At 63.4% G+C, this 23,423-nt stretch carries 23 protein-coding genes; 10 read left to right on the forward strand and 13 right to left on the reverse strand.

Features of this window, described 5'->3' with window-relative positions:
• Positions 1-52: 52 nt before the first annotated feature.
• The 6 genes from LDZ21_RS11805 to recG form a co-directional block, all read right to left on the reverse strand.
• Positions 53-547, reverse strand: coding sequence for a Dps family protein (locus LDZ21_RS11805; RefSeq protein ID WP_035961595.1), 495 nt, complete (start codon positions 545-547; stop codon positions 53-55).
• 191 nt (positions 548-738) lie between these two features.
• A complete protein-coding gene (locus tag LDZ21_RS11810) occupies positions 739-909 on the reverse strand; it encodes a hypothetical protein (RefSeq protein WP_244793486.1) in 171 nt (56 codons plus the stop codon).
• A 42-nt stretch (positions 910-951) separates the two neighbouring features.
• The gene (locus LDZ21_RS11815) at positions 952-2,430 is read right to left on the reverse strand and encodes a catalase (protein WP_244793487.1); all 1,479 of its coding nucleotides are present in this window, start codon (positions 2,428-2,430) and stop codon (positions 952-954) included.
• A gap of 299 nt (positions 2,431-2,729) precedes the next feature.
• Complete coding sequence (locus LDZ21_RS11820) at positions 2,730-3,095, reverse strand: DUF805 domain-containing protein (protein WP_244793488.1); 366 nt, start codon at positions 3,093-3,095, stop codon at positions 2,730-2,732.
• 234 nt (positions 3,096-3,329) lie between these two features.
• Complete coding sequence (locus LDZ21_RS11825) at positions 3,330-4,289, reverse strand: hydrogen peroxide-inducible genes activator (protein WP_035961612.1); 960 nt, start codon at positions 4,287-4,289, stop codon at positions 3,330-3,332.
• A gap of 152 nt (positions 4,290-4,441) precedes the next feature.
• Positions 4,442-6,631 (reverse strand): ATP-dependent DNA helicase RecG, encoded by a 2,190-nt coding sequence (recG, locus tag LDZ21_RS11830; protein WP_244793489.1) that lies wholly within the window; start codon positions 6,629-6,631, stop codon positions 4,442-4,444.
• Between the two features lie 81 nt (positions 6,632-6,712).
• On the opposite strand from recG, the gene queA reads away from it, so the two are divergent.
• From queA to secF, 5 genes are all read left to right on the forward strand, one after another.
• Positions 6,713-7,759 carry a tRNA preQ1(34) S-adenosylmethionine ribosyltransferase-isomerase QueA gene (gene queA, locus LDZ21_RS11835; protein ID WP_244793490.1) on the forward strand — a complete coding sequence of 349 codons (1,047 nt, stop codon included), beginning with the start codon at positions 6,713-6,715 and terminating at the stop codon, positions 7,757-7,759.
• Positions 7,760-7,809: 50 nt separating this feature from the next.
• Complete coding sequence (tgt, locus tag LDZ21_RS11840; protein ID WP_244793491.1) at positions 7,810-8,970, forward strand: tRNA guanosine(34) transglycosylase Tgt; 1,161 nt, start codon at positions 7,810-7,812, stop codon at positions 8,968-8,970.
• A gap of 206 nt (positions 8,971-9,176) precedes the next feature.
• Positions 9,177-9,506, forward strand: coding sequence for a preprotein translocase subunit YajC (gene yajC / locus LDZ21_RS11845; protein ID WP_035961628.1), 330 nt, complete (start codon positions 9,177-9,179; stop codon positions 9,504-9,506).
• A 130-nt stretch (positions 9,507-9,636) separates the two neighbouring features.
• On the forward strand, positions 9,637-11,706 hold the full coding sequence (gene secD, locus LDZ21_RS11850) for a protein translocase subunit SecD (protein ID WP_244793492.1): 2,070 nt from the start codon (positions 9,637-9,639) through the stop codon (positions 11,704-11,706).
• Between the two features lie 18 nt (positions 11,707-11,724).
• On the forward strand, positions 11,725-12,675 hold the full coding sequence (gene secF / locus LDZ21_RS11855; RefSeq protein ID WP_244793493.1) for a protein translocase subunit SecF: 951 nt from the start codon (positions 11,725-11,727) through the stop codon (positions 12,673-12,675).
• Between the two features lie 74 nt (positions 12,676-12,749).
• On the opposite strand, the gene LDZ21_RS11860 is transcribed toward secF, so the two are convergent.
• The 3 genes from LDZ21_RS11860 to LDZ21_RS11870 form a co-directional block, all read right to left on the reverse strand.
• Positions 12,750-13,313, reverse strand: coding sequence for a YceI family protein (locus LDZ21_RS11860; protein ID WP_404980558.1), 564 nt, complete (start codon positions 13,311-13,313; stop codon positions 12,750-12,752).
• A gap of 64 nt (positions 13,314-13,377) precedes the next feature.
• Positions 13,378-13,941, reverse strand: a complete 564-nt coding sequence (locus tag LDZ21_RS11865) for a YceI family protein (protein WP_035961647.1) — start codon at positions 13,939-13,941, stop codon at positions 13,378-13,380.
• Between the two features lie 113 nt (positions 13,942-14,054).
• Entirely contained in the window at positions 14,055-14,624 is a 570-nt protein-coding gene (locus tag LDZ21_RS11870; protein WP_035961649.1) for a cytochrome b, read from the reverse strand.
• A gap of 410 nt (positions 14,625-15,034) precedes the next feature.
• Here LDZ21_RS11870 and LDZ21_RS11875 point away from each other — a divergent pair, with 410 nt between their 5' ends.
• From LDZ21_RS11875 to LDZ21_RS11895, 5 genes are all read left to right on the forward strand, one after another.
• Entirely contained in the window at positions 15,035-15,697 is a 663-nt protein-coding gene (locus LDZ21_RS11875) for a paraquat-inducible protein A (protein WP_244793495.1), read from the forward strand.
• Positions 15,694-16,383 carry a paraquat-inducible protein A gene (locus LDZ21_RS11880; RefSeq protein WP_370888566.1) on the forward strand — a complete coding sequence of 230 codons (690 nt, stop codon included), beginning with the start codon at positions 15,694-15,696 and terminating at the stop codon, positions 16,381-16,383. The genes LDZ21_RS11875 and LDZ21_RS11880 overlap by 4 nt, the downstream gene beginning before the upstream one ends.
• Complete coding sequence (locus LDZ21_RS11885) at positions 16,376-18,037, forward strand: PqiB family protein (RefSeq protein ID WP_244793496.1); 1,662 nt, start codon at positions 16,376-16,378, stop codon at positions 18,035-18,037. Before LDZ21_RS11880 ends, LDZ21_RS11885 begins: the two co-directional genes overlap by 8 nt.
• Positions 18,034-18,717 carry a PqiC family protein gene (locus tag LDZ21_RS11890; RefSeq protein WP_244793497.1) on the forward strand — a complete coding sequence of 228 codons (684 nt, stop codon included), beginning with the start codon at positions 18,034-18,036 and terminating at the stop codon, positions 18,715-18,717. The genes LDZ21_RS11885 and LDZ21_RS11890 overlap by 4 nt, the downstream gene beginning before the upstream one ends.
• 300 nt (positions 18,718-19,017) lie before the next feature.
• Positions 19,018-19,629, forward strand: a complete 612-nt coding sequence (locus LDZ21_RS11895) for a glutathione S-transferase C-terminal domain-containing protein (RefSeq protein ID WP_244793498.1) — start codon at positions 19,018-19,020, stop codon at positions 19,627-19,629.
• Positions 19,630-19,668: 39 nt separating this feature from the next.
• Here the strand turns inward: LDZ21_RS11895 and LDZ21_RS11900 are convergent, their stop codons facing one another.
• From LDZ21_RS11900 to LDZ21_RS11915, 4 genes are all read right to left on the reverse strand, one after another.
• A complete protein-coding gene (locus tag LDZ21_RS11900) occupies positions 19,669-20,694 on the reverse strand; it encodes an alpha/beta hydrolase (RefSeq protein ID WP_244793499.1) in 1,026 nt (341 codons plus the stop codon).
• A 236-nt stretch (positions 20,695-20,930) separates the two neighbouring features.
• Entirely contained in the window at positions 20,931-21,488 is a 558-nt protein-coding gene (locus LDZ21_RS11905) for a TetR/AcrR family transcriptional regulator (RefSeq protein ID WP_244793500.1), read from the reverse strand.
• 125 nt (positions 21,489-21,613) lie between these two features.
• Entirely contained in the window at positions 21,614-22,753 is a 1,140-nt protein-coding gene (mnmA, locus tag LDZ21_RS11910; RefSeq protein ID WP_244793501.1) for a tRNA 2-thiouridine(34) synthase MnmA, read from the reverse strand.
• A gap of 30 nt (positions 22,754-22,783) precedes the next feature.
• Positions 22,784-23,266, reverse strand: coding sequence for an NUDIX hydrolase (locus LDZ21_RS11915; RefSeq protein WP_244793502.1), 483 nt, complete (start codon positions 23,264-23,266; stop codon positions 22,784-22,786).
• Positions 23,267-23,423: the final 157 nt, after the last annotated feature.

Here is a 23,423-nt window from a genome sequence, read left to right on the forward strand (position 1 = left end):
AACCCGTGCTTCGTATCGCACGGGTTTTTGTCAGCATCGACGCAGTGCCGCTTTACGCGAGCATCGAGCGCAGCATCCACGCAGTCTTTTCGTGCGTTTGCATGCGTTGCGTGAGCAGGTCGGCGGTCGGCTCGTCGTTCGCGGCTTCCGTTGCCGGGAAGATTTCGCGTGCGGTGCGCACGACGGCTTCCTGACCTTCCACCAACTGGCGAATCATGTCTTCCGCTTCCGGCACGCCTTCGGCTTCAGGAATCGACGACAGCTTCGCGAACTCACGATAGCTGCCCGGTGCATGCACGCCCAGCGCGCGAATGCGTTCCGCGATGGAATCGACGGCCGTCGCCAGTTCCGTGTACTGCGTCTCGAACATCAGATGCAGCGTGTTGAACATCGGACCCGTGACGTTCCAATGGAAGTTGTGCGTCTTCAGATACAGCGTGTACGTGTCCGCCAGCAGCCGGGACAGGCCGTCAGCAATGCGCTTGCGGTCCTTGTCGCTGATGCCGATATTGACGGCCGGTGCTGGAATGCCATTTTTCTTCGCCATGATGACTCCGTAAGAGAGTGATACGAACGTTATGCAAGCCCTGCCGGCGAACGGATCTCGGACTCCGATCGTTTCGCCGGCCGACGTTTTCGAGCGCTCGACAGTTTATCTTAGAAACGTCTGTGCCTTCCTGTCCTGCAAGGCACGCAAGCGCTGCGAACCGCGTCGTACGGCCGCATCCGCCCGGCGTCTCATGCAAAGACGCCCGCACCCGCGCCATGCAGCGCACTCGCGACGACGAGCCCATAACCGGTCGCGACGATGCCGAACGCAAGCGCCACCCGCACGCCGCGCGATGCCCGGCGGCTCGTCGTTTCGACGCGGTTCACCGCCTGTCCGATGATGTTGATAGCCTGAGCCATGATCTTTCTCCCTGATCTATCGCAGTCGCCGCGCGTCTCGCGTCAGACGGCTGCGGTGTCGTTCTCGTCGATATCGACGCGCTGCCCGAGTGCCGCGAGCGCATCGGCGACGCCTTGCGCATAGGCCGGATCGGCGCGGCGGAAGTGCTGCAGTTGCCGTGCGACGATGCCGTTCGGCACGCCATGAATGTGCCGCGCGATGTTGCCGAACAGGCGCTCGCGTTGCGCATCGTCGAACAGGCGGAACAGCGCGCCCGGCTGCGAGTAATAGTCGCCGTCCTCACGATGGTCGTAGCGATACACATCGCCCGCCGCGAGCGGCGGCTCATTGACGCTCGCATCCTGCGCGAACTCGCCGAAGCGGTTCGGCTCGTAGTTCACCGTGCCGCCGAGGTTGCCATCGACGCGCATCGCGCCATCGCGATGAAACGGATTGCCCATCGGCGCACGCGACGCGTTCACCGGAATCTGATGGTGGTTGATCCCGAGCCGGTAGCGCTGCGTGTCGCCGTACGAGAACAGCCGACCCTGCAACAGGCGATCCGGCGAGAAGCCGATGCCCGGCACCACGTTTGCCGGCGTGAACGCCGCCTGCTCGACCTCCGCGAAATAGTTTTGCGCGTTGCGATTCAGTTCGATCACGCCGACATCGATCAGCGGAAAGTCCGCATGCGGCCACACCTTCGTGATGTCGAACGGGTTGATGCGGTAGTTCGCGGCCTCGGCCTCGGTCATCACCTGAATGCGGAAATTCCAGCGCGGGAAGTTGCCACGGTCGATGTTGTCGACGAGATCGCGCTGCGCGCTTTCGCGATCGTTCGCGATCACGGCGGCGGCTTCCGCATCGGTGTAATTCTCGAGCGGTTGCTGCGACTTGAAATGGAACTTCACGTAGGAACGTTCGTTGTCCGCGTTGAGAAACGAGAACGTGTGCGAGCCGAAACCGTGCATCTGCCGGTAATTCTTCGGAATGCCGCGGTCGCTCATCAAGATAGTCACCTGATGCAGCGATTCCGGATGACGCGACCAGAAGTCCCACGCCGCCACGTTGCTGCGAAGATTCGTGTACGGATCGCGCTTCTGCGTGTGGATGAAATCGGGGAACTTCAACGGATCGCGGATGAAGAACACCGGCGTGTTGTTGCCGACGACGTCCCAGTTGCCTTCTTCCGTGTAGAACTTGATCGAGAAGCCGCGCACGTCGCGCTCGGCGTCGGCGGCTCCCCGTTCGCCCGCGACCGTGGAAAATCGCATGAAGATGGGCGTTTCCTTGCCGACTGCGGAGAAGAGCTTGGCCTTCGTGTAGCGCGAGATGTCGTGCGTCACGCGGAACGTGCCGAACGCGCCGGAGCCTTTGGCGTGCACGCGGCGCTCGGGAATCACTTCACGGTCGAAATGCGCGAGCTTTTCGACGAGCCAGAAATCCTGCAGCGTCACCGGGCCGCGCGGGCCGGCGGTCTGCGAGTTCTGGTTGTCTCCGACAGGTGCGCCGGCGGCGGTCGTGAGTCGTTGGGTCGTCATCGTGATGCTCCTTGATCTATGTTCGCTTGGGATGATGGATGCGTCGCTCACGCGGTGCGGGCGAAGTCGGCGAGGAGGTGAAGCGCGACGCCGCGCCAGTCGGACCATGTGGTCGGCACGCGGGCTGGGGACGGGTTCGAGGTCATCGCTTCTCTCCTGACTGGCTGATGGAGGAAGCATAGCTGAAACTATCGAATAGCTACACTCGATTAATTTTATCTATTCGATAGCTTCGGGTTGGGGCCGAACGGGCGTTCCTAGCAAAGCCTTGCACGTTGACCGCGCAAGGCTTCGACGGCTTACGCCACCGGGTCGGCACCAAAGCGATTGGTACCGAGCGTGCCGCGTGTGCAGTACCAGACCAGCAGGATGAGGCCAACGATCGGCACCAGCGAGAGCAACATCCACCAGCCCGACCGCTCGGTGTCATGCAGACGGCGAGCCGTGACCGCGAGCGCCGGCAACAACGTTCCGAGCGCAATCACGCCTTGCAAGACGGCCGCGAAACTCGTCATGGAGTCCCCGCCGAGAACGCCGATGACGGAAACTGCCACATACACCAGTCCGAGAAACAGACTGAAATACCAATACTCGGCGCGGCGAGCACGGCCGTCGAACGTTGCGTATTTGGAGAAGACGGCGCGGACGGCCTGCGAAAAATTCATGAAAGCTCCGTGGTAAGAGGTCACCGATCTCCGGATTCGGATCGGCTAACCACGGGCGATTCTAGGGTCGTAAGGAGAACGAAAACAGGCTTGAGCCGTTTACTTGACCAAAAGCGACAAACCGGGACGCTTTCGTCGGAAGCGTCCGCTAAACACGGCCGTAGCGTCTGAAATAATCCTAGTGCGGCACGGCGAGACGCGTTAAATCTCGCTAACGAGCGCGACAACCGTTCGTCAATTAACCGCCACCGGCATATCCAGTTTCCTCACGCCCGGCAGGTCACACGCCGCGATTGCATCGCTGATTGCGTCGATGGCGGGCATCCGCGTAAAGCTCTTGCGCCACGCGAGCACGACGCGCCGGTCGGGCACCGGATCGTCGAATGGTACGTAACTGAGCAAGCCAGCGTCGATGCCCGGCGCGTGCGGCTTCACTTCCATCACCGACATGCGCGGCAGCACCGTGATGCCGACGCCGCTCGCGACCATATGGCGAATGGTTTCCAGCGACGAGCCTTCGAACGTCTTCTGAATGCCGTCCGCATTCTGCGAGAAACGCATCAGCTCGGGACAGACGCCGAGAACGTGATCGCGGAAGCAATGGCCGCTGCCAAGAAGCAGCATGGTTTCCTGCTTGAGATCGTCCGCGTCGATCTTGCCGCGGTTCTCCCACGCATGCCCCGACGGCATCGCGACGACGAACGGCTCGTCGTACAGCGCGCGCACCATCAGCCCGGTTTCCGGGAACGGCAGCGCCATGATCGCGACATCGATTTCGCCCTGCTTCAGCAGTTCGATCAGCTTGAGCGTGTAGTTCTCCTGCAGCATCAGCGGCATCTGCGGAACGGCCTTGATCATCTGCTTGACGAGCGTCGGCAGCAGATACGGCCCGATCGTATAGATGACGCCCAGCCGCAGCGGACCGACCAGCGGGTCCTTGCCCTGCTTGGCGATTTCCTTGATGGCGAGCGTCTGTTCGAGCACCCGCTGCGCCTGCGTGACGATCTGCTCGCCGATCGGCGTGACGCTGACCTCGCTCGTGCCGCGCTCGAAAATCTGCACGTTGAGCTCGTCTTCGAGCTTCTTGATTGCCACCGACAGCGTCGGCTGGCTGACGAAGCACGCCTCGGCGGCGCGGCCAAAGTGCCGCTCGCGCGCGACCGCGACGATGTACTTCAATTCAGTGAGCGTCATTGGGGGCCAATGAAAGACTTGGATTCGATAGGTTGAAGTTATACACCTGCGAACGCCGGTTCGCCAACTGGTCTTGCATCGGCGCGCGCGTCCGTCGCCTGTGTAAGGTGTTGCATTCAATAGGGACAGACAACGCGGCGGCGAGTTCTTCGTCAGGCCTTTAAATACTGTTCGCGCGCGCCAAGCCAGCGCGCGAGATGCTGTGTGACGGCGTCCGGGAACGCATCGAGCAAGTGTTGCGCCGCCTCGCGCGCCGGTTCGATCAGCCAGCCGTCGTTTTCGAGGCTGGCGAAGCGCAGCATCGCCTCGCCCGATTGCCGCGCGCCGAGAAACTCGCCGGGACCGCGAATTTCGAGATCGCGCCGGGCGATTTCGAAGCCGTCGGTGGTTTCGCGCATCGTCTGGAGGCGCGCGCGCGCCGTCTGCGACAGCGGATTCGAGTACATCAGCACGCATACCGACGCCGCGCTGCCGCGCCCGACCCGCCCGCGCAACTGATGCAGCTGCGCGAGGCCGAACCGCTCCGCATGCTCGATCACCATCAGCGACGCGTTCGGCACGTCGACGCCCACTTCGATCACCGTCGTCGCGACGAGCAACTGCACGTCGTTGCGCGTGAAGGCGTCCATCACCGCGGCTTTTTCTGCTGGCGCGAGCCGGCCGTGAACCAGTCCGACGCGCAGTTCCGGCAGCGCGGCGACGAGCGTCTCGTAAGTTTCGACCGCCGTTTGCAGTTGCAGCGTTTCGCTTTCTTCGATCAGCGGACAGACCCAATAGACCTGCCGCCCGGTCAGCGCCGCCTCGCGCACGCGGCCGATGATCTCGTCGCGCCGGCCATCGGACACGATCTTGGTAAGAATCGGCGTGCGGCCCGGCGGCAGTTCGTCGATGGTCGATACGTCGAGATCGGCGTAATAAGTCATCGCGAGCGTGCGGGGAATCGGCGTCGCGGACATCATCAGTTGATGCGGCTGGAAGTCGTGCCTGCCGTCGGCCGCGTTGATCGCCTTTGCCCGCAGCGCAAGCCGTTGCGCGACGCCGAAGCGGTGCTGCTCGTCGACGATAACGAGGCCGAGGCGCGCGAACTCCACTGTGTCCTGAATGATCGCGTGGGTGCCGATCACGAGTTGCGCGGTGCCGAGCGCCGCCGCTTCGCTCGCCGCGCGCTTTTCCTTCGCCTTGAGGCTGCCCGCGAGCCACGCCACCGACACGCCGAGCGGCTCGAGCCAACCGCGCAGCTTGCGTGCGTGCTGCTCCGCGAGGATTTCGGTCGGCGCCATCAGCGCGGCCTGATAGCCCGCGTCGATGGCCTGCGCCGCCGCGAGCGCGGCGACGATGGTCTTGCCGCTGCCGACATCGCCCTGAAGAAGACGCTGCATCGGATGCGCGAGCGTCAGTTCGCCTGCGATTTCGGCGCACACGCGCTCCTGCGCGCCCGTCAGGCTGAACGGCAGCGCGCGCAAGAGGCGCACGACGAGGGAACCGGCGTCGTCGGCGGCGCGGCGCGGCATCGCGGGAGCGGCGCGCGTGCGCCGCTCGGCGTGCGCGCGCTTGAGCGACAACTGCTGCGCGAGCAATTCCTCGAATTTGATGCGCGTCCACGCCGGATGCGTCCCGTCGATGAGCGCGGTTTCGTCGGAATCCGCGCGCGGATGATGCAGCGTCTTCACCGCATCGAGCAGGCCCGGCACGTTGAGCGGCGCGAGATGCGCGCGCGCGACCGGCTCAGGCAGCAATTCCGGCAGCGAAACGCGAGCGAGCGCACTGTCGATCGCCTTGCGCAAGTACGCCTGCGAAATGCCCGCCGTGGCCGGATAAACCGGCGTCAGCGCCTGCGGCAGCGGCGTGTCTTCGTCGACAGGACGCACGGCCGGGTGCACCATCTCGAGCCCGAAGAAGCCGCCGCGCACGTCGCCACGCACGCGCAGCCGCGTGCCGATGGCCATCTGCTTGACCTGCGAGCCATAGAAGTTGAGAAAGCGCAGCGTGAGTTCGTCGCCGGCGTCATCGTGAATTTTGACGAGCAACTGGCGACGCGGACGGTAGGCAATCTCATTGTCGAACACGATGCCTTCGGTCTGCGCGTTATCGCCGGGAATGAGTTCGGCAATCGGCGTCAGCGATGTTTCGTCCTCGTAGCGCATCGGCAGATGCAGGACGAGATCGATATCCGACTTGAGCCCGAGCCGCGCGAGCTTGTCCGCCGTCTTGACGACGGGCTTCGGCTTCTTTTCCGCGCTGTCCGCAGCCTTGGCCCGCTTCCTCGCGGGCGGCGCGACGCTTTCTTCCGCATTCGGAAGCACATCGGTCGATGAAGCGAGGCGGCGGTCGGATAAGGGCATCGAATCTCTTCGCAAGTACAATGTGAGGTTTGTTCGGCGCGGATCTGCGTGTTTGCGCCATCGTTCGTGCGACTTCAAGCCATGTTCACGCTTTCCGATTTCGATTTTAATCTGCCGCCCGAGCTGATCGCGCAGAGCGCCCTTGCCGAGCGCAGCGCGAGCCGTCTGCTCGAAGTCGATAACCGCAGTACGCCGGCCACGCTCACCGACCGGCGCTTCTCCGAACTGCCCGATCTCGTCGAGCCCGGCGATCTGCTCGTGTTCAACGATACCAAAGTCCTCAAGGCGCGCTTCTTCGGCCAGAAGGCCAGTGGCGGGCGCGTGGAAGTGCTGGTGGAGCGTCTGACCGGCGCGACGAGCGCGCTCGCGCAAATCCGCGCGAGCAAGAGCCCGGCGGCGGGCAGCACCATCCGGCTCGCCGATGCCTTCGACGTGACGGTCGGCGAGCGTGTCGAACCGTTCTACACGCTGCATTTCCCTGCCGATTGCCTGACGCTCATCGAGCAATACGGGCGCTTGCCGCTGCCGCCTTACATCGAACACGACGCCGACGCCTACGACGAAACGCGGTATCAGACGGTCTATGCGGCCAATCCCGGCGCCGTGGCCGCACCGACGGCGGGCCTGCATTTCGACGACGCCCTCTTCGCCCGGCTCGATGCGCGCGGCGTCGAGCGCGCGACGCTCACGCTGCACGTCGGCGCAGGCACGTTCCAGCCGGTGCGCGTCGAGAACGTCGCGGAGCACAAGATGCACAGCGAATGGTATGCGCTGCCGCAGACGCTCGTCGACCGCATCGCGGCGGTCAAGGCGCGGGGCAATCGCGTGATCGCCGTCGGCACCACGTCGATGCGCGCGCTCGAAGCCGCCGCCCGCGACGCCGCCGCAGCCGGCCGCCCGCTATCCGCGACGAGCGCCGAAACCGACATCTTCATCACGCCGGGTTACGAATTCCGCGTCGTCGACCGGCTCGTGACGAACTTCCATCTGCCGAAGTCGACGCTGATGATGCTCGTCTCCGCTTTCGCCGGCATGGACACGATCCGCGACGCTTACCGCCACGCGATCGAACAGCGATACCGTTTCTTCAGTTACGGCGACGCGATGCTGCTCTCGCGCTCCGCCTGACCATTTCATCAACCTTTGCGCCGGACTGTTCTCCGGTGGCAGGAACCTCAATGACCGAGAATCACACCCCGCCCGATAACGGGCTCAAGTTCGAACTGCTCACGACCGATGGCCAGGCGCGGCGCGGGCGCCTCACGCTCAACCACGGCGTCATCGAAACGCCGATCTTCATGCCGGTCGGCACGTACGGCACGGTCAAGGCGATCCAGCCGCGCGAACTCGAAGAAATTCGCGCGCAGATCATCCTCGGCAACACGTTCCATTTGTGGCTGCGGCCCGGCCTGGAGACCATCGGCGCGCACGGCGGGCTGCATCGCTTCATGGGATGGGACCGCCCGATCCTCACCGATTCCGGCGGCTTCCAGGTCTTTTCGCTCGGCGATCTGCGCAAGATCACCGAAGAAGGCGTCACGTTCGCGTCACCGATCAATGGCGACCGGCTGTTCCTGTCGCCCGAAGTGTCGATGCAGATTCAAAAGGTGCTGAACTCCGACATCGTCATGCAGTTCGACGAATGCACGCCTTATTCGACCAACGGCGTGCCGACTTCGCATCAGGACGCCGCTGATTCCATGCGCATGTCGATGCGCTGGGCGAAGCGCTCCATCGACGAATTCACGCGGCTCGACAACCCGAACGCGCTCTTCGGCATCGTGCAGGGCGGCATGTTCGAGGACCTGCGCGACGAATCGCTGGCGGGGCTGTCGGACATCCCTTTCCACGGATTCGCGATCGGCGGGCTGTCGGTCGGCGAGCCGAAGGAAGACATGATGCGCGTGCTGAACCACATCGGCCCGAAGCTGCCTGCCGACAAGCCGCATTACCTGATGGGCGTCGGTACGCCGGAGGATCTGGTGGCGGGCGTGGCGGCGGGCGTCGACATGTTCGACTGCGTGATGCCGACGCGCAACGCGCGCAACGGCTGGCTCTTCACGCGCTTCGGCGACCTGAAGATCAAGAACGCGACGCACAAGAATTCGATGAAGCCGCTCGACGAAAGCTGCGGCTGCTACACCTGCCAGAACTTCACGCGGGCGTATCTGCATCATTTGCATCGCGTCGGCGAAATTTTGGGCGCGCAACTGAACACCATCCACAACCTGCATTACTACCTGCAGTTGATCGGCGAAGTGCGCGAATCGATCGAAAATCACACTTTCGAGGCGTTCCGCAAAACGTTCGCGGAAAACCGGGCACGGGGCGTCGATTAAGCGGGCGACCGGCAATTCGCCGTCAGGATGCCGCGACGCATTACAATTAGCTTTCCATTGCCGCGAGAACGCCGTGCGGATGCCGTAACGGCTTGATGCCAAAGCGCATTCCGGGGACTTTCGCGGCAAGGGCGAGTGGTAGAATACCGGGCTAATTTCTGACCTAGTTTCTGAACGTATTTTCGACGTATAACGGAGAGACCAACGTGTCGTTCATTTCCAATGCCTTTGCACAAGGCGCAACCGCGGGCAGCGCTGAATCGAGCCTGATGAGCTTCCTGCCGCTGATCCTGATGTTCGCGGTGCTGTACTTCATCATGATCCGTCCGCAGATGAAGCGTCAGAAGGAACATCGCAACATGCTCGCGGCCATGGCCAAGGGCGATGAAGTGGTGACGAACGGCGGCATCGTCGGCAAGGTCACGAAGGTGTCGGACGCGTATGTGGGCCTCGAAATCGCCGAGGGCACGGAAATCACCGTGCAGAAGGCGTCGGTCACGACCATTCTTCCGAAGGGCACGATCAAGTCGCTGTAAGGCCAGTATTTTCGCGTCCGGCGCGGCCTCGCTCCGAGCCATCCGAGTCGACGAGTCAACTTAGCCGGCTCGTTGCGCATAACGCCGGACGCCCTCTCCTCCGAAGCCAACTTTCCGTTCGGCCATCCCCATGAATCGTTATCCCCTCTGGAAGTATGTCGTGATGCTGGTGGCGCTCGTCATCGGCCTCGTGTACACGCTCCCCAACTTCTTCGGCGAAGCGCCCGCGGTGCAGGTGTCGAGCGGCAAGGCAACGGTCAAGCTCGATTCGTCGACGCTCGCCAATGTCGAAGGCGCGCTCGCGGCCAGCAAGATCACCGCGGACGAAATCACGTTCGACAATTCACAGGCCAACGCGAACATTCGCGTGCGCCTGAAGGACACCGACACGCAGCTGCGCGTCAAGGACCTGCTCACGAAAACGCTGAACAGCGACCCGGCCGATCCGCAGTACATCGTCGCGCTGAACCTGCAAAGCGCCTCGCCGCGCTGGCTGACGGCGCTGCACGCGCTGCCGATGTACCTCGGTCTCGACCTGCGCGGCGGCGTGCACTTCCTGCTGCAAGTGGACATGGCCGGCGCGCTGAACAAGAAGCTCGACTCCGACGCAGCCGACGCCCGCACTTACTTGCGTGACCGCAATATCCGCGACGGCGGTGTGAACCGCGTGGGGCAATCGGTGGTGGTGAACTTCTCCGATCAGGCCGTGGCGGAAAACGCGCGCACCCTGCTCACGACGGGCGTTTCCGAACTGCAATGGACGACGCGCCAGGGCGGCGACGGCTTCCAGGTGGTCGGCACGTTCTCGGCCGCGACGCAGCGGGCCGTCGAGGATGGCGCGCTCAAGCAGAACATCACGACGCTGCATAACCGCGTGAACGAACTGGGCGTCGCGGAGCCGGTGATCCAGCAACAGGGCGCGGACCGCATCGTGGTCGAGCTGCCGGGCGTGCAGGACACGGCGAAGGCGAAGGACATCATCGGCCGCACGGCGACGCTCGAAGCGCGTCTCGCGGACCCGGTCAACACGTACATCGGCCCGAACGATCCGGTGCCGCCCGGCGACGAAGCCTTCAAGCAGGGCGACCGCCGCGTGCTGCTGCGCAAGCAGGTGATCTTCACCGGCGATCGCATCATCGACGCGTCGACGGGCTTCGACGATCATCAGCGTCCGTCGGTCAACATCCGCCTCGACTCGGCGGGCGGACGCGCCATTGCGAGCGTGTCGCGCGAGAACATCGGCAAGCCGATGGCGATGGTGCTGTTCGAAAAGGGCAAGGGCGAAGTGCTGACGGTGGCGAACATCCAGTCCGAGCTGGGCGACCGCTTCCAGATCACCGGCCAGCCGACCGCGCAAGCCGCGACCGATCTCGCGCTGCTGCTGCGCGCCGGTTCGCTCGCCGCGCCGATGGACATCATCGAGGAACGCACGGTCGGACCGAGCCTCGGCGCCGACAACATCAAGAAGGGCTTCGATTCGGTCACCTACGGTTTCGCCGCGATCGCCGTCTTCATGATCGTGTACTACATGCTGTTCGGCCTGATCTCGATGCTCTCGCTGTCGGTGAACCTGCTGCTGCTCGTCGCGATTCTCTCGATGCTGCAGGCCACGCTGACGCTGCCGGGCATCGCCGCTATCGCGCTCGCGCTCGGTATGGCGATCGACGCGAACGTGCTGATCAACGAACGTATCCGCGAAGAACTGCGCAACGGCGCGCCGCCGCAGACCGCGATCCAGGAAGGCTTCAAGCACGCCTGGGCGACCATTCTCGACTCGAACGTGACCACGCTGATCGCCGGTCTCGCGCTGCTTGCGTTCGGCTCCGGTCCGGTGCGCGGCTTCGCGGTGGTGCACTGTATCGGCATTCTGACGTCGATGTTCTCGGCCGTGTTCTTCTCGCGCGGTCTCGTGAACCTGTGGTACGGCGGCAAGAAGAAGCTGAAGTCGCTGGCGATCGGTCAGGTGTGGCGTCCGGAAGGCACGGATGGCGACGCTGCGGCAGCCGCTTATCTGGCGGCGCAGCGCGGTGACGATTCCCCTGTCGACGAGGTCATCACGACGGCCACGGGCAAGAAGAAGACCGCTGCGGCCGCGCCGCGCGCCGCGGTCCCGGCGACGCCCGCTCGCTCCGGCAAGCCGACCGTGCGCCGCCGTTCGGGCCCGGGCATCGACCAACAGAAACCGGGCTCGTCCCACTGAGCCCCGGAGTAACGAAACATGGAATTCTTCCGCATTCGCCGTGACTTGCCGCTGATGCAGCGCGCGTTGATCTTCAACGCAATCTCGCTCATCACGTTCCTCGCGGCCGTGTTCTTTCTCGTGCATCGCGGGCTGCACCTGTCGGTGGAGTTCACCGGCGGGACCGTGGTCGAGGTGCAGTATCCGCAAGCCGTGTCGCTCGAACCCGTGCGCGGCACGATGGCCAAGCTCGGTTATGCCGACGCGCAAGTGCAGAATTTCGGCACCTCGCGCGACGTGCTGATCCGCCTGCCGCTCAAGCAAGGGCTGACGTCCGCGCAGCAGAGCGAACAGGTCATGAGCGCGCTGAAGGCCAACGACCCGCAAGTGAGCTTGCAGCGCGTGGAGTTCGTCGGTCCGCAGGTCGGCAAGGAACTCGTCACCAACGGCCTGGCCGCGCTCGCGTGCGTGGTGATCGGCATCGTGATTTACTTGTCGTTCCGCTTCGAATGGAAGTACGCGGTCGCGGGCATCATCGCGAACCTGCACGACGTGGTGATCATTCTCGGCTTCTTCGCCTACTTCCAGTGGGAGTTCTCGCTCTCGGTGCTCGCGGCGGTTCTCGCGGTGCTCGGTTATTCGGTGAACGAGTCGGTGGTTATCTTCGACCGGATTCGCGAGACGTTCCGCAAGCAGCGCAAGATGACGGTGACCGAAGTCATCAACCACGCGATCACGAGCACCATGTCGCGAACCATCATCACCCACGGCTGTACGGAAATGATGGTGCTGTCGATGTTCCTGTTCGGCGGCCCGACCCTGCATTACTTCGCGCTGGCGCTGACGGTCGGTATTCTCTTCGGTATCTATTCGTCGGTGTTCGTGGCCGCCGCGCTCGCAATGTGGTTCGGCGTGAAGCGTGAGGATCTCGTCAAGGACAAGAAAGACAAGTTCGATCCGAACGATCCGAACGCAGGGGCGCAGGTCTGATCCCACGCGTTGGCTATGCATAAAAAAAGCGGCCGGTCCTCACAGACCGGCCGCTTTTTTGTTTGCAGCGGGAGTTACTGCTTGATGCCTTCCGCCTGAATGTGCAGCACCGTCTTCAGGCTGAAACCGTACGACTTGCCATAGTCGATGCCGAAGTCGCCGCGATCGAAGGTCGCCGTGGCTTCCGTGCCGCAGACTTCCTTCTTCACCATCGGGTTGACGAAGCACTTGAAGCTCTCGATCTTCAGATTCAGCGGCTTCGTGACGCCGTGCATCGTCAGCGAGCCGACGACTTCAACCGGCTTGTCGCCGTCGAAGCGGATCGACGTGCCCTTGTAGACCGCCGTCGGGTACTTGGCGGTATCGAAGAATTCCGCTTTTTGCAGATGCTCGTCGAGCTTCGCATTGCCGGTATTGATGGACGCCAGATCGATCGTCACTTCCGCCGTGCCGGTCTTTTCCGCGCGGTCGAGCACTACCGTGCCGCTGCTCTTGTTGAACTTGCCGCGCCACGTCGACACGCCGCCGAAGTGATCCGCCTCGAAGCTCGGATACGTGTGGTTCGGGTCGAGCTGATACGTATCGGCAGCCATCGCGTTAAAGGACAGGCCAGCGGCAAGCGCGCCCGCCGCGATCATCGAAATCTTTTTCAAGTTGTTCTCCTACAGAATGTGCGTTGAATTCGCGTGAAATATCCGCCGCTTACTTCTTGGCGGCGACGATGTGAAACTTGATGACGACCTCGTCCGCGACGACGGACGTGTCCTTCCATTCGCCGGTGCCGATGTCGAACTGGCTGCGCTTGATCGGCAAGGAGCCGTCGAACGTTTCGGTGGCGCCTTGCTGCGTGATCGTGACTGGCACCGTGACCGTCTGGGATTTGCCCTTGATCGTGATCTTGCCCGTCACCTTGTACTGGTTGCCGCCCGCCGGCGCGATCGCGCTGGAAACGAACGTCGCCGTGGGATACGCGGCCGCATCGAACCATTCCTTGCCGCGCACCTGCTTGTTGTACTCGTCGTCGCCGAGGTCGTAGCTGCCCGTGTCGATGGTGATGTTCGCGCTGCCCGCGGTCGGCTTCGCCGGATCGAACGCAATCTGCGCGTTGAACTTGTTGAACTTGCCGTCGGTGGGCACGTTCATCTGCTTCGACGTGGCGACGACCGAACTCTTCGCCATATCCACTTGCGCCGCTGCCGCCGCTGCGACTGCAAGCGACGTCACGGCCACGGCGGCCGCCATCCAACGATTGAGTTTCACTTTCATGTGTGCCTTCTGAACAGTTCTGACGAACAGCGGGTATTGAAAATCAAAAGCATGCCGTTTCCAACAGCCGGCCGGAAACGTCCTGCCAACTGCGAGGAAACAATCGACAACGCTTACTTGACGAAAGGCAGCATGCGCCCGAGCAAGCCGTCACGATCGACGAAGTGATGCTTGAGCGCGGCTAGCACGTGCATGGCGACGAGCACCAGCAGCCCGTAGTTCAGCGCGACGTGCACGATGCGCAGCGTCGCCTTCAGCGCCTTATCGGGGCCGATGATCGTCGGCAGCGGCAGCACGCCGAGATACACGACCTGCAGCCCCGCAGCCGAGCTGTACAGATAGCCTGACGCGGGAATCACCAGCATCAGCACGTAGAGCAGCATGTGCGTGACGTGCGCCGCGCCTTGCTGCCAGCGCGGCGTGCCCGGCGGCAGCGCCGGCGCGCGATGCGTGACGCGCCACGCGAGCCGCAAGGCCGCGAGCACGAACACGGTCACGCCAATCCACTTGTGCCACGAGTAGTACTTGAGCTTCGTCGGCGTGAAGCCGGGGATATCGGTCATGATCCAGCCGAGATAGAAGCCGCCGATAATCAGCAACGCGATGAGCCAATGCAGGCCGATCGCCGTGGGGCTGTATCGTTCGGCGGGCGCCGCCGGCGTGATGCCAACACTGCTTTCCATGGTGCGTGATGTCCTGGGAATGTTCGAATCGCGCATGCTTTCGGGATGTGTCCGATGCACGCGCCGCCATGCTACCGCAACGTCCGTGAATTGCCAGTATGCGCATAAATGGCTGCCGCAAGCAGGCAAAGCCAGGCCCGGCGCGGCTTGCCGGGCGATTCGCCGCGATGCACGCCTTTTATGCAACGAACTATTCTGCCTGTGCAACGGTCCATCGTGGTCGCGCCGCGAACACAACAGAACGACGCAGCGGCCCGTCTTATTCCGTTCATGTCGCGGCGAAAGCCGGTTTGTTACGATCCTGCTACCATCGCCCGCTGGCTCGGTACTTGCTCGTCCGGCTCCGGGCCCGTCTCGCGGCGCATACGAAACACGCATGGAATACGCATGAGAAGGCTCGCCCTCGAACTATGAACGTGAACGAATCGGAACCACTGATCGCGTGTCACGAATGCGACGCGCTCTTCACGAAGCGCGCGCTTCCCGAGCACAGTTCGGCGAACTGTCCGCGTTGCGGCGCGGTGCTCTATCGCGGCGTCGCGCGCAATCTCGACCGCATCTGCGCGACGACGCTCGCCGCGCTCATCACGTTCGTCATCGCGCAGGCGTTTCCCATCGTCGAACTCGATGCGAACGGCATCACGTCGCAGACGACGCTTATCGGCGCAATCGTCGCCCTGTGGAACGAACAGATGCAGGTCGTCGCCGTGCTCGTCTTTTGCGCGACGATCCTCTTTCCGCTATGCGAGCTCGTCGCGCTGCTCTACGTGCTGATACCCGTGCGCGCAGGGTACGTGCCGCCGGGCTTTCATCTCACGTTGCGTGCAATTCAGTTCGTGCGCCCGTGGGGAATGATCGAAGTGTTCATGCTCGGCGTGCTCGTCACGCTCGTGAAGATGCTGAGCGTCGCGCGCGTGATTCCCGAGGCCGCGCTTTTCGCTTTCGGCGCACTGACGCTGATGGTCGCGGTCGTCGTGAGCTTCGATCCGCGCTCGCTGTGGGATATCGCGCGCGAATTGCCGACGCGGCGTGCGCGCAAGCCGCTCGCGTCATCCGTGAGGCACAAGACGTGAACGACAAATCGCTCGACGCAGCCATCGACGAACCGGAAACACCGACACCCACGCTCTATACGACGGCATCGCGCGCGCAGCTCGTCTCGTGTCATTCGTGCGGGCTCGTGCAGCCGCTCGCGCGCACGATCGAAAAGCAGCGATGCACGCGCTGCGACGCCGTCGTGCACCGGCGCAATCCGGACAGCATCGCGCGAACCTGGGCGCTACTCATCAGCGCCGCGATCCTTTATATTCCCGCGAACGTTTTTCCGATGCTGCATACGTCGTCGATCCTCGGCGCCGAGGACGACACCATCATGAGCGGCGTCGCGCTGTTCTGGAACGACGGCGACTATCCGCTTGCCATCGTCATCTTCGTCGCCAGCATTCTGGTGCCGATGCTGAAGCTGCTCTCGCTCGGGTTTCTGCTCGTCACCGTGCAGCGGCGTTCCGTATGGCGTCCGCGCCAGCGCACCACGCTGTATCGCGTAGTGGAAGGCATCGGCCGCTGGTCGATGCTCGATATCTTCGTAGTCACGCTCACCGTCGCACTGGTTCGCTTCAAGTCGGTGGCGGTGATCACGGCGGGACCGGCGGCGCTCGCGTTCGCGTCGGTCGTCGTGTTGACGATGCTCGCCTCCATGCAGTTCGATCCCCGTCTGATATGGGACAACATAGAACCGTCAGGAAAGAAATATGACTAGTGGCCAAGGTCCGGACGGGCCGAAATCGAACGACACGCCCGAACGAGGCAGCGGCGGCGGACTGCCGCCGAATCTTCCTGAACCGGTAATCGAGCCGCGCAGCCGGTGGCTGCCGTCGCTCGTGTGGGTGATCCCGATCGTCGCGGCGCTGATCGGCGTGTTTCTCGTCGTCAAGACGGTATCGAGCCGCGGCCCGACGGTCACGATCAGCTTCGTCAGCGCCGAAGGACTGGAGCCTGGCAAGACCAAGGTCAAGTACAAGGACGTGGACGTCGGCACGGTGAAGACCATCACGTTGTCGAAGGATCATTCACGCGTGCTCGTCGACGTTCAGCTCACCAAGGAAGCCACCGATTTCGCCGTGAAGGACACGCGCTTCTGGGTCGTGCGCCCGCGCGTCGCGGCGAGCGGCGTGACCGGGCTGTCGACGCTGCTGTCCGGTTCCTACATCGGCGTCGATGCCGGCAAGTCGACCGAGGACCAGACCTACTTCGTCGGTCTCGAAACGCCGCCTGCCGTCACCGGTGACCAGAAGGGCCACACGTTCACGCTGCACGGCGAATCGCTCGGATCGCTCGATATCGGCTCGCCGGTCTATTACCGGCGCGTGCAGGTCGGCCAGGTGACGGCGTTTTCGCTCGACAAGGACGGCACCGGCGTGACGATGCAAGTCTTCGTCAACGCGCCTTACGATCAATACGTCGGCGGCAACTCGCGCTGGTGGCATGCAAGCGGCGTCGATTTGCGGCTCGATTCGAGCGGCTTCACGCTCAATACGCAGTCGCTCGCCACGGTCGTGCTCGGCGGCATTGCGTTCCAGACGCCGCCGAACCAGGAGGCCGGCCCGCAGGCGAAGGAGAACGCCACGTTCCGCCTCGCCTCGGATCAGGCCGACGCGATGAGGGACCCGGACGGCGATCCCGTGCGCGTCGTGATGAACTTCAACCAGTCGCTGCGCGGCTTGTCGGTCGGCGCGCCGGTCGATTTCCGCGGCATCGTGCTGGGCCAGGTGACGGGCATCGGCGTGCGATACGACCAGCAGTCGCATTCGTTCATGATGCCGGTGACAATCGACCTCTATCCCGATCGCCTCGGCAGGCGCGCGCGGGCCGCGTTGCCCGAGCAAGGCACGGCGGCGAGCCACGACATGCTCGAACTGCTCGTGAAGCGCGGCCTGCGCGGACAGTTGCGCACCGGCAATTTGCTGACGAGCCAGCTTTACGTGGCGCTCGACTTCTTCCCGAAGGCGCCGCCCGCGAAGGTAAGCGCAAGCAACGATCCGCTCGAACTGCCGACTGTGCCCAACACGCTCGACGAACTGCAGCTGCAGATAGCCGACATCGCGCGCAAGCTCGACAAGATTCCGTTCGACGAGATCGGCAAGAACCTGAACGGCTCGCTGAAGAACGCCAATGCGCTCTTCGATCAGCTCGGCAAGGAAGTCGTGCCGGAAGTGCGCGATACGCTCACGCAGGCGAAGAAGACTTTCGGCGAGGCGCAGTCGACGCTTCAGCAGGATTCGCCGCTTCAGTCCGACGTGCATCAGGCGATGCAGGAACTCACGCGGACGCTTCAATCGCTCAATTCGCTCGCCGATTATCTGGAGCGTCATCCGGAATCGTTGCTGCGCGGCAAACCGGGAGACAAGCCATGAGAATCGGCGCGTTGTTGTTGACTTTGGGCGCGGCGGGCGTGCTCGCGGCATGCTCGTCCTCGCCGTCGAGCCGGTTCTATACGCTCGGCGGCACGGCGGTCGCGCCGGTCGCGGTATCGTCGGCGCCGGCGTCGTTCTATTTCGAGCTCGCGCCTGTGGACGTGCCGCAGCAGGTGGCGCGCAATCAGCTTGTCGTGCAGTCCAGCCCTGCGCAAGTGAGCGTGCTCGAACAGGAGCGCTGGGCCTCGCTTCCCGCCGACGAAGTGCGGCGCGCGCTATCCGGCGATCTTGCCCAGCAATTGAACGCAATCGACGTTTATGGCACGCCGTATCCGGATTCGGCGCGGGTGTATCGCGTAAAGGTGAAGGTGCAGCGGTTCGAATCGTGGCCGGGATCGCAGGCGGTCATCGACGCGGTCTGGAGCGTGCGCGGCGGCGCGTCGCAAACGGTGATGACGTGCCGGACGATCGCGGAAGAGCGCGTCGGCGATGGCTACGATGCGCTCGTCGACGGGCATCGCAAGGCGGTGAACGACATCGCTTCGGCCATTTCGGCAGGCGTGCGAAGCCTCGGATCGGCGCCGGCGGGGTCGTCCGGGTCGTCGTCCTCGAAGCATGCCGCTCCGGCGATTCTGCCGTGCCCGCCATCGGGCGGCGCTACTACTGCCAGCGCGCAGTAAGTAGCCGGCGCGCGGCGGGTTCAGCCGGCTCTGACGCGGGCTTCGTGCCCGCCGCCGGCTTTTCGTCATCCTCCACAACGGTTCGTGCCCACGACGCAGGTCTGGACCATGCAAGCGTGCTCCGGACTGCTTGCCTTCGTCAGCGAAACATCGTTTTCCTATGCTTCTCGTGCAGGGAACGGCGCGATGTTGTCGCCAGACGACACCCCCCGCCCGCTCCATCTCGAAATTGCCATTTGCTCGCGTATGCGCGGTTAAGATCGTCGGTCGGCTGTATCCGAAACAAAACGCGAAGAATAAATGATGAAACTGATCGGTTCGCACACGAGTCCATTCGTCCGCAAAGTGCGGATCGTGATGGCGGAAAAGAAGATCGACTGCGAACTGGTGCTCGAAGACGTCTGGGCATCCGATTCGACAATCCACGACTTCAATCCGCTCGGCAAAGTCCCGTGTCTCATTCTGGACGACGGCGAAGCGGTGTTCGATTCGCGCGTCATCTGCGAATTCGTGGACACGCTGACGCCCGTCGGCAAGCTGCTGCCGCAGGAGCGGCGCGAGCGCACCGAAGTGCGCTGCTGGGAGGCGCTCGCGGACGGCATGCTCGACGCCGCCGTGCTGATCCGTCTCGAAGGCGTGCTGCGCGAGGAGGCGCATCGCAGCCAAGCGTGGATCGCGCGGCAGCGTCACAAGATCGACGACGGCCTGCGCGCGATGGCGCAGGGCCTCGGCTCGAAGCAGTGGTGCGCGGCCAACCGCTTCACGCTGGCGGATATTGCGTGCGGCTGCACGCTCGCCTATCTCGACTTCCGCATGCCGGATCTCAACTGGCGCGAAGCGCATCCGGCGCTCGACAAGTTCTACGCGCGCCTCGCGCAGAGACAGTCGTTCGTCGATACCGCGCCCGCCTGATGAGCGTGCTCCCGCCGCGGGCGGGAGCGGCTTGCATCGTTACTTGCTGAGCGCCGCCTTCAGCGTTGCGCTGGCTTGCGCGATCGCCGCCCGCGTCGCCGGAGTCTGCGCGAGGGCGTTCAGCATCACGAAATCGTGGATCGTGCCGTTGTATCGCGTCGATGTCACCGGCACGCCGGCCTGCGTCAGCTTGCGGGCGTAGGCCTCGCCTTCATCGCGCAGGACGTCGTTTTCATCGGTGATTACGAGCGCCGGCGGCAAGCCCTTCAATTCGTCGATCGTCGCGCGCAGCGGCGACGCGGTGATCTTCTCGCGATCCGCCGCGTTCGGCGCGTAGGCGTCCCAGAACCACTTCATCGCCTCGCGAGTCAGCCACGGGCCGTTGGCGAACTCGTTGTACGAGCCGTCGTCGAAGCGGGCGTCCGTCACCGGATAGAACAACACCTGCGCACGCAAGGCCGGGCCGCCGCGTTCCTTCGCGAGCAGCGTGACGGCCGCCGCCATGTTGCCGCCGACGCTGTCGCCCGCCACCGCCATCCGCGACGCATCCACGTTGAACTCGCGTGCGTGTTCCGCCACGTAGCGGGTCGCGGCGTACGCCTGCTCGATCGGCACCGGGTATTTCGTTTCCGGCGAGCGGTCATAGTCGACGAACACGACCTCCGCCTGCGCGCCGTTCGCGATCTCGCGCACGAGGCGATCGTGCGTGTTCTTGTCGCCGAGCACCCAGCCGCCGCCGTGGAAGTACATGATGACCGGCAGCGCACCCTTCACATGCTCCGGCCGCACGATGCGCAGCGCGATCTTGCCGGTCGGCCCAGCCTGGATGACGCGGTCTTCGATGGCCGCAGCCTGTTTCTTCACCGGCTGCGACTGAGCGCCGGCCAGCACGTTGCGCGCATCGGCGGGGGACAGCGTGTAGATGGGCGGGGCGTTGCTGGCTGCAAGGGCATCGATGAACTGCTGTGTCGCCGGTTCGAGGACAGGCGCGGCATCGGCTGCGGCGTGAGCGAATACGGCGGTGGCAACTGCGCTGGCGATGATGGCGGTCTTGAGCTTTTTCATGAGTGACTCCGGTGGTTGAAGTTCGAGTGACTTGGATCTACTACTAGATAGATGACTCTTCAGACTAATGTGCTGCTTTTACGAGCGAACATGACGTTTCTGATTGCGACTGCGTCGCGCGGGCGACAGCCGGCATTGCTTCACACGCCACTGACGTCTCGCCAAAATCTACCTATCAATAGATAGAATGTCCGACGCTTATACCTGTTTTTGCACAGAGTTATCCACAGGTTTATCTACCGGCGCACGGTATCGGCGACCTCTTCCAGCCGCGCACGCGTCTGAAACAGGCGACAGGCGAGCAAACTTCCCTGGAACGCTGCATACAGCGCCCGGGCCGTTGCTTCCGGCTTGCCGCGTGCGTTCAACGTGCCCTGCGCATCGCCTTCCGCAAGCACCTTCGCGAGCCAGTTCTCGTTGGCCTTGAAAAACGCCTGCACTGCATGGCGAACGCTTTCGGGCAGCGACTCCATATCCGACGCGAGCATGCCGCAGAGACAAATCTGCTTGCCGTCGCCGATGATTCGCCCGAACAGCCGCGTGTAGCGATCGAGCTTCTTCTCGGCGGGAGCGGAACTGTCGATCGCGTAAATCGACGACATGACGTCGGCGCTATACGCGTTCACCGCTTCCAGCGCGAGATCTTCCTTGGTCGGAAAGTAGTAATGGATGCTCGACGTCTTCACGCCGACCAGTTCGGACAAGTCGCGATAGCTGAAGCCGTTGTAGCCGCGCGTCATCATGATGGTCTGTGCGTGGTCCAGCAGTGACTCGCGTACCGTGTTCTTGTCCATGACTTCTTTCCCCTGCTCTCGATGGGTGAAATTTATCTACTAATAGGTAGACAGTCAAGCACTTGTATCGAATAACTTTTTATCGAATTGATAGCCAGCCCCGGCGGTGATGCCGGGGCGATCCGTCAGATTGCGGTCGGGACGGCCGGTACGGACGCGTTCTGAGCGACGCCCGCGGCCGCGCGCTCGATGATCCCGCCGCCCAGGCAGACATCGCCCTGATACAGCACGGCGGACTGACCCGGCGTGACCGCCCATTGCGCGTCGTCGAAGCGCAGCTCGAAGCGGGCGTCATCGGCGGATACAGCGGAAAACCGGCACGCCGCATCCTGCTGCCGATACCGCGTCTTCGCTCCGCAGACCGCGCCGTCGCCGGGTGCGAAGCCCGCGACCCAGCTCGTATTACCGGCGACGAGCGTATGCGACAGCAGCCACGGATGATCGTGGCCCTGCACGACGTAGAGCGTGTTGCTCGCCATGTCCTTGCCGGCGACGAACCACGGCTCGCCGCTGCCGTCCTTCGCGCCGCCGATGCCGATGCCCTTGCGCTGCCCGAACGTGTAGAACGCGAGCCCGATATGCTCCCCGACGATCTTCCCTTCCGCCGTCTTCATCGGCCCGGGCTTCGTCGGCAAGTATCGATTCAGAAACTCGCGGAACGGCCGCTCGCCGATGAAGCAGATCCCGGTCGAGTCCTTCTTCTTCGCATTCGGCAGGCCGATTTGCGCGGCGATCTCGCGAACCTTCGTCTTCGGAATCTCGCCGAGCGGAAACAGCGTCTTCGAAAGCTGCTGCTGGTTCAGCCGATGCAGAAAGTACGACTGGTCTTTCGTCGCATCGGTGGCCTTCATCAACTGGAACAGGCCGTCGTGTTCGCGCACGCGTGCGTAATGGCCGGTCGCGATGGTTTCCGCGCCGAGCGACATCGCGTGGTCGAGAAACGCCTTGAACTTGATCTCGGCGTTGCACAGCACGTCCGGATTCGGCGTGCGGCCGGCGGAGTACTCGCGCAGGAATTCGGCGAACACGCGGTCCTTGTACTCGGCGGCGAAGTTCACCGCTTCCACGTCGATGCCGATTAGATCCGCGACCGACACCACGTCGATCCAGTCCTGGCGCGTCGAGCAGTATTCGCTGTCGTCGTCGTCTTCCCAGTTCTTCATGAACAGGCCGACGACGTCGTAGCCCTGCTCTTTAAGGAGCCATGCCGTGACCGACGAATCCACGCCGCCCGACATGCCCACCACCACTCTTTGCTTGCTCATAGAAATACCGCTTTGTTCCGCGCGAGCGGGTCAGGCGCGCACGACCGGCGCGACCGAATGCGTATGGATGAAATCGAGCGGCACGCGCCGCCCGGACAAGTAATCGTCAACGCACTGCATGACGAGCGGCGTCCGATGCTGCGCAACGGTCGCGCGCAGTTCGTCGGGCGTGAGCCACATCGCGCGGACGATGCCCTTGTCCAGCGCCCTGCCGGCCACTTCGCCCGCGGACTTTCCGCAAAACGTGAAGCGCAGATACGTGACATCGCGCCCCGGCCGCGCAAAGTGCGTCATATACGCGCCGACGAGCGCCTCGGGCTCGAAGCGATGCGCCGTTTCCTCGAGCGTCTCGCGGATCACCGCTTCGACGAGCGTTTCGCCGGCTTCGAGGTGACCGGCCGGTTGGTTGATTCGCAGCCCTGCGGATGTATGTTCCTCGATGACGAGAAAGCGCCCGTCCCGCTCGACGATGGCCGCAACCGTGACGTGTGGAGCCCAAGTATCTGATTTCATGGCCGACATTTTACCGTCCCGGCCCCGAACACGCGCGCGCGGCCTAAGGGTTAGCGCGGTGCCGGATCGCATTTTTGGCGCGCATTCTTCGGTTACAGTGGCACTAGCCGTCGATCCAGCATTTGAAACAAAACTCAGCCTCGATCTTTCCCGCAGC

The organism is Caballeronia grimmiae, from assembly GCF_022879615.1.
Lineage (GTDB): Bacteria > Pseudomonadota > Gammaproteobacteria > Burkholderiales > Burkholderiaceae > Caballeronia > Caballeronia grimmiae.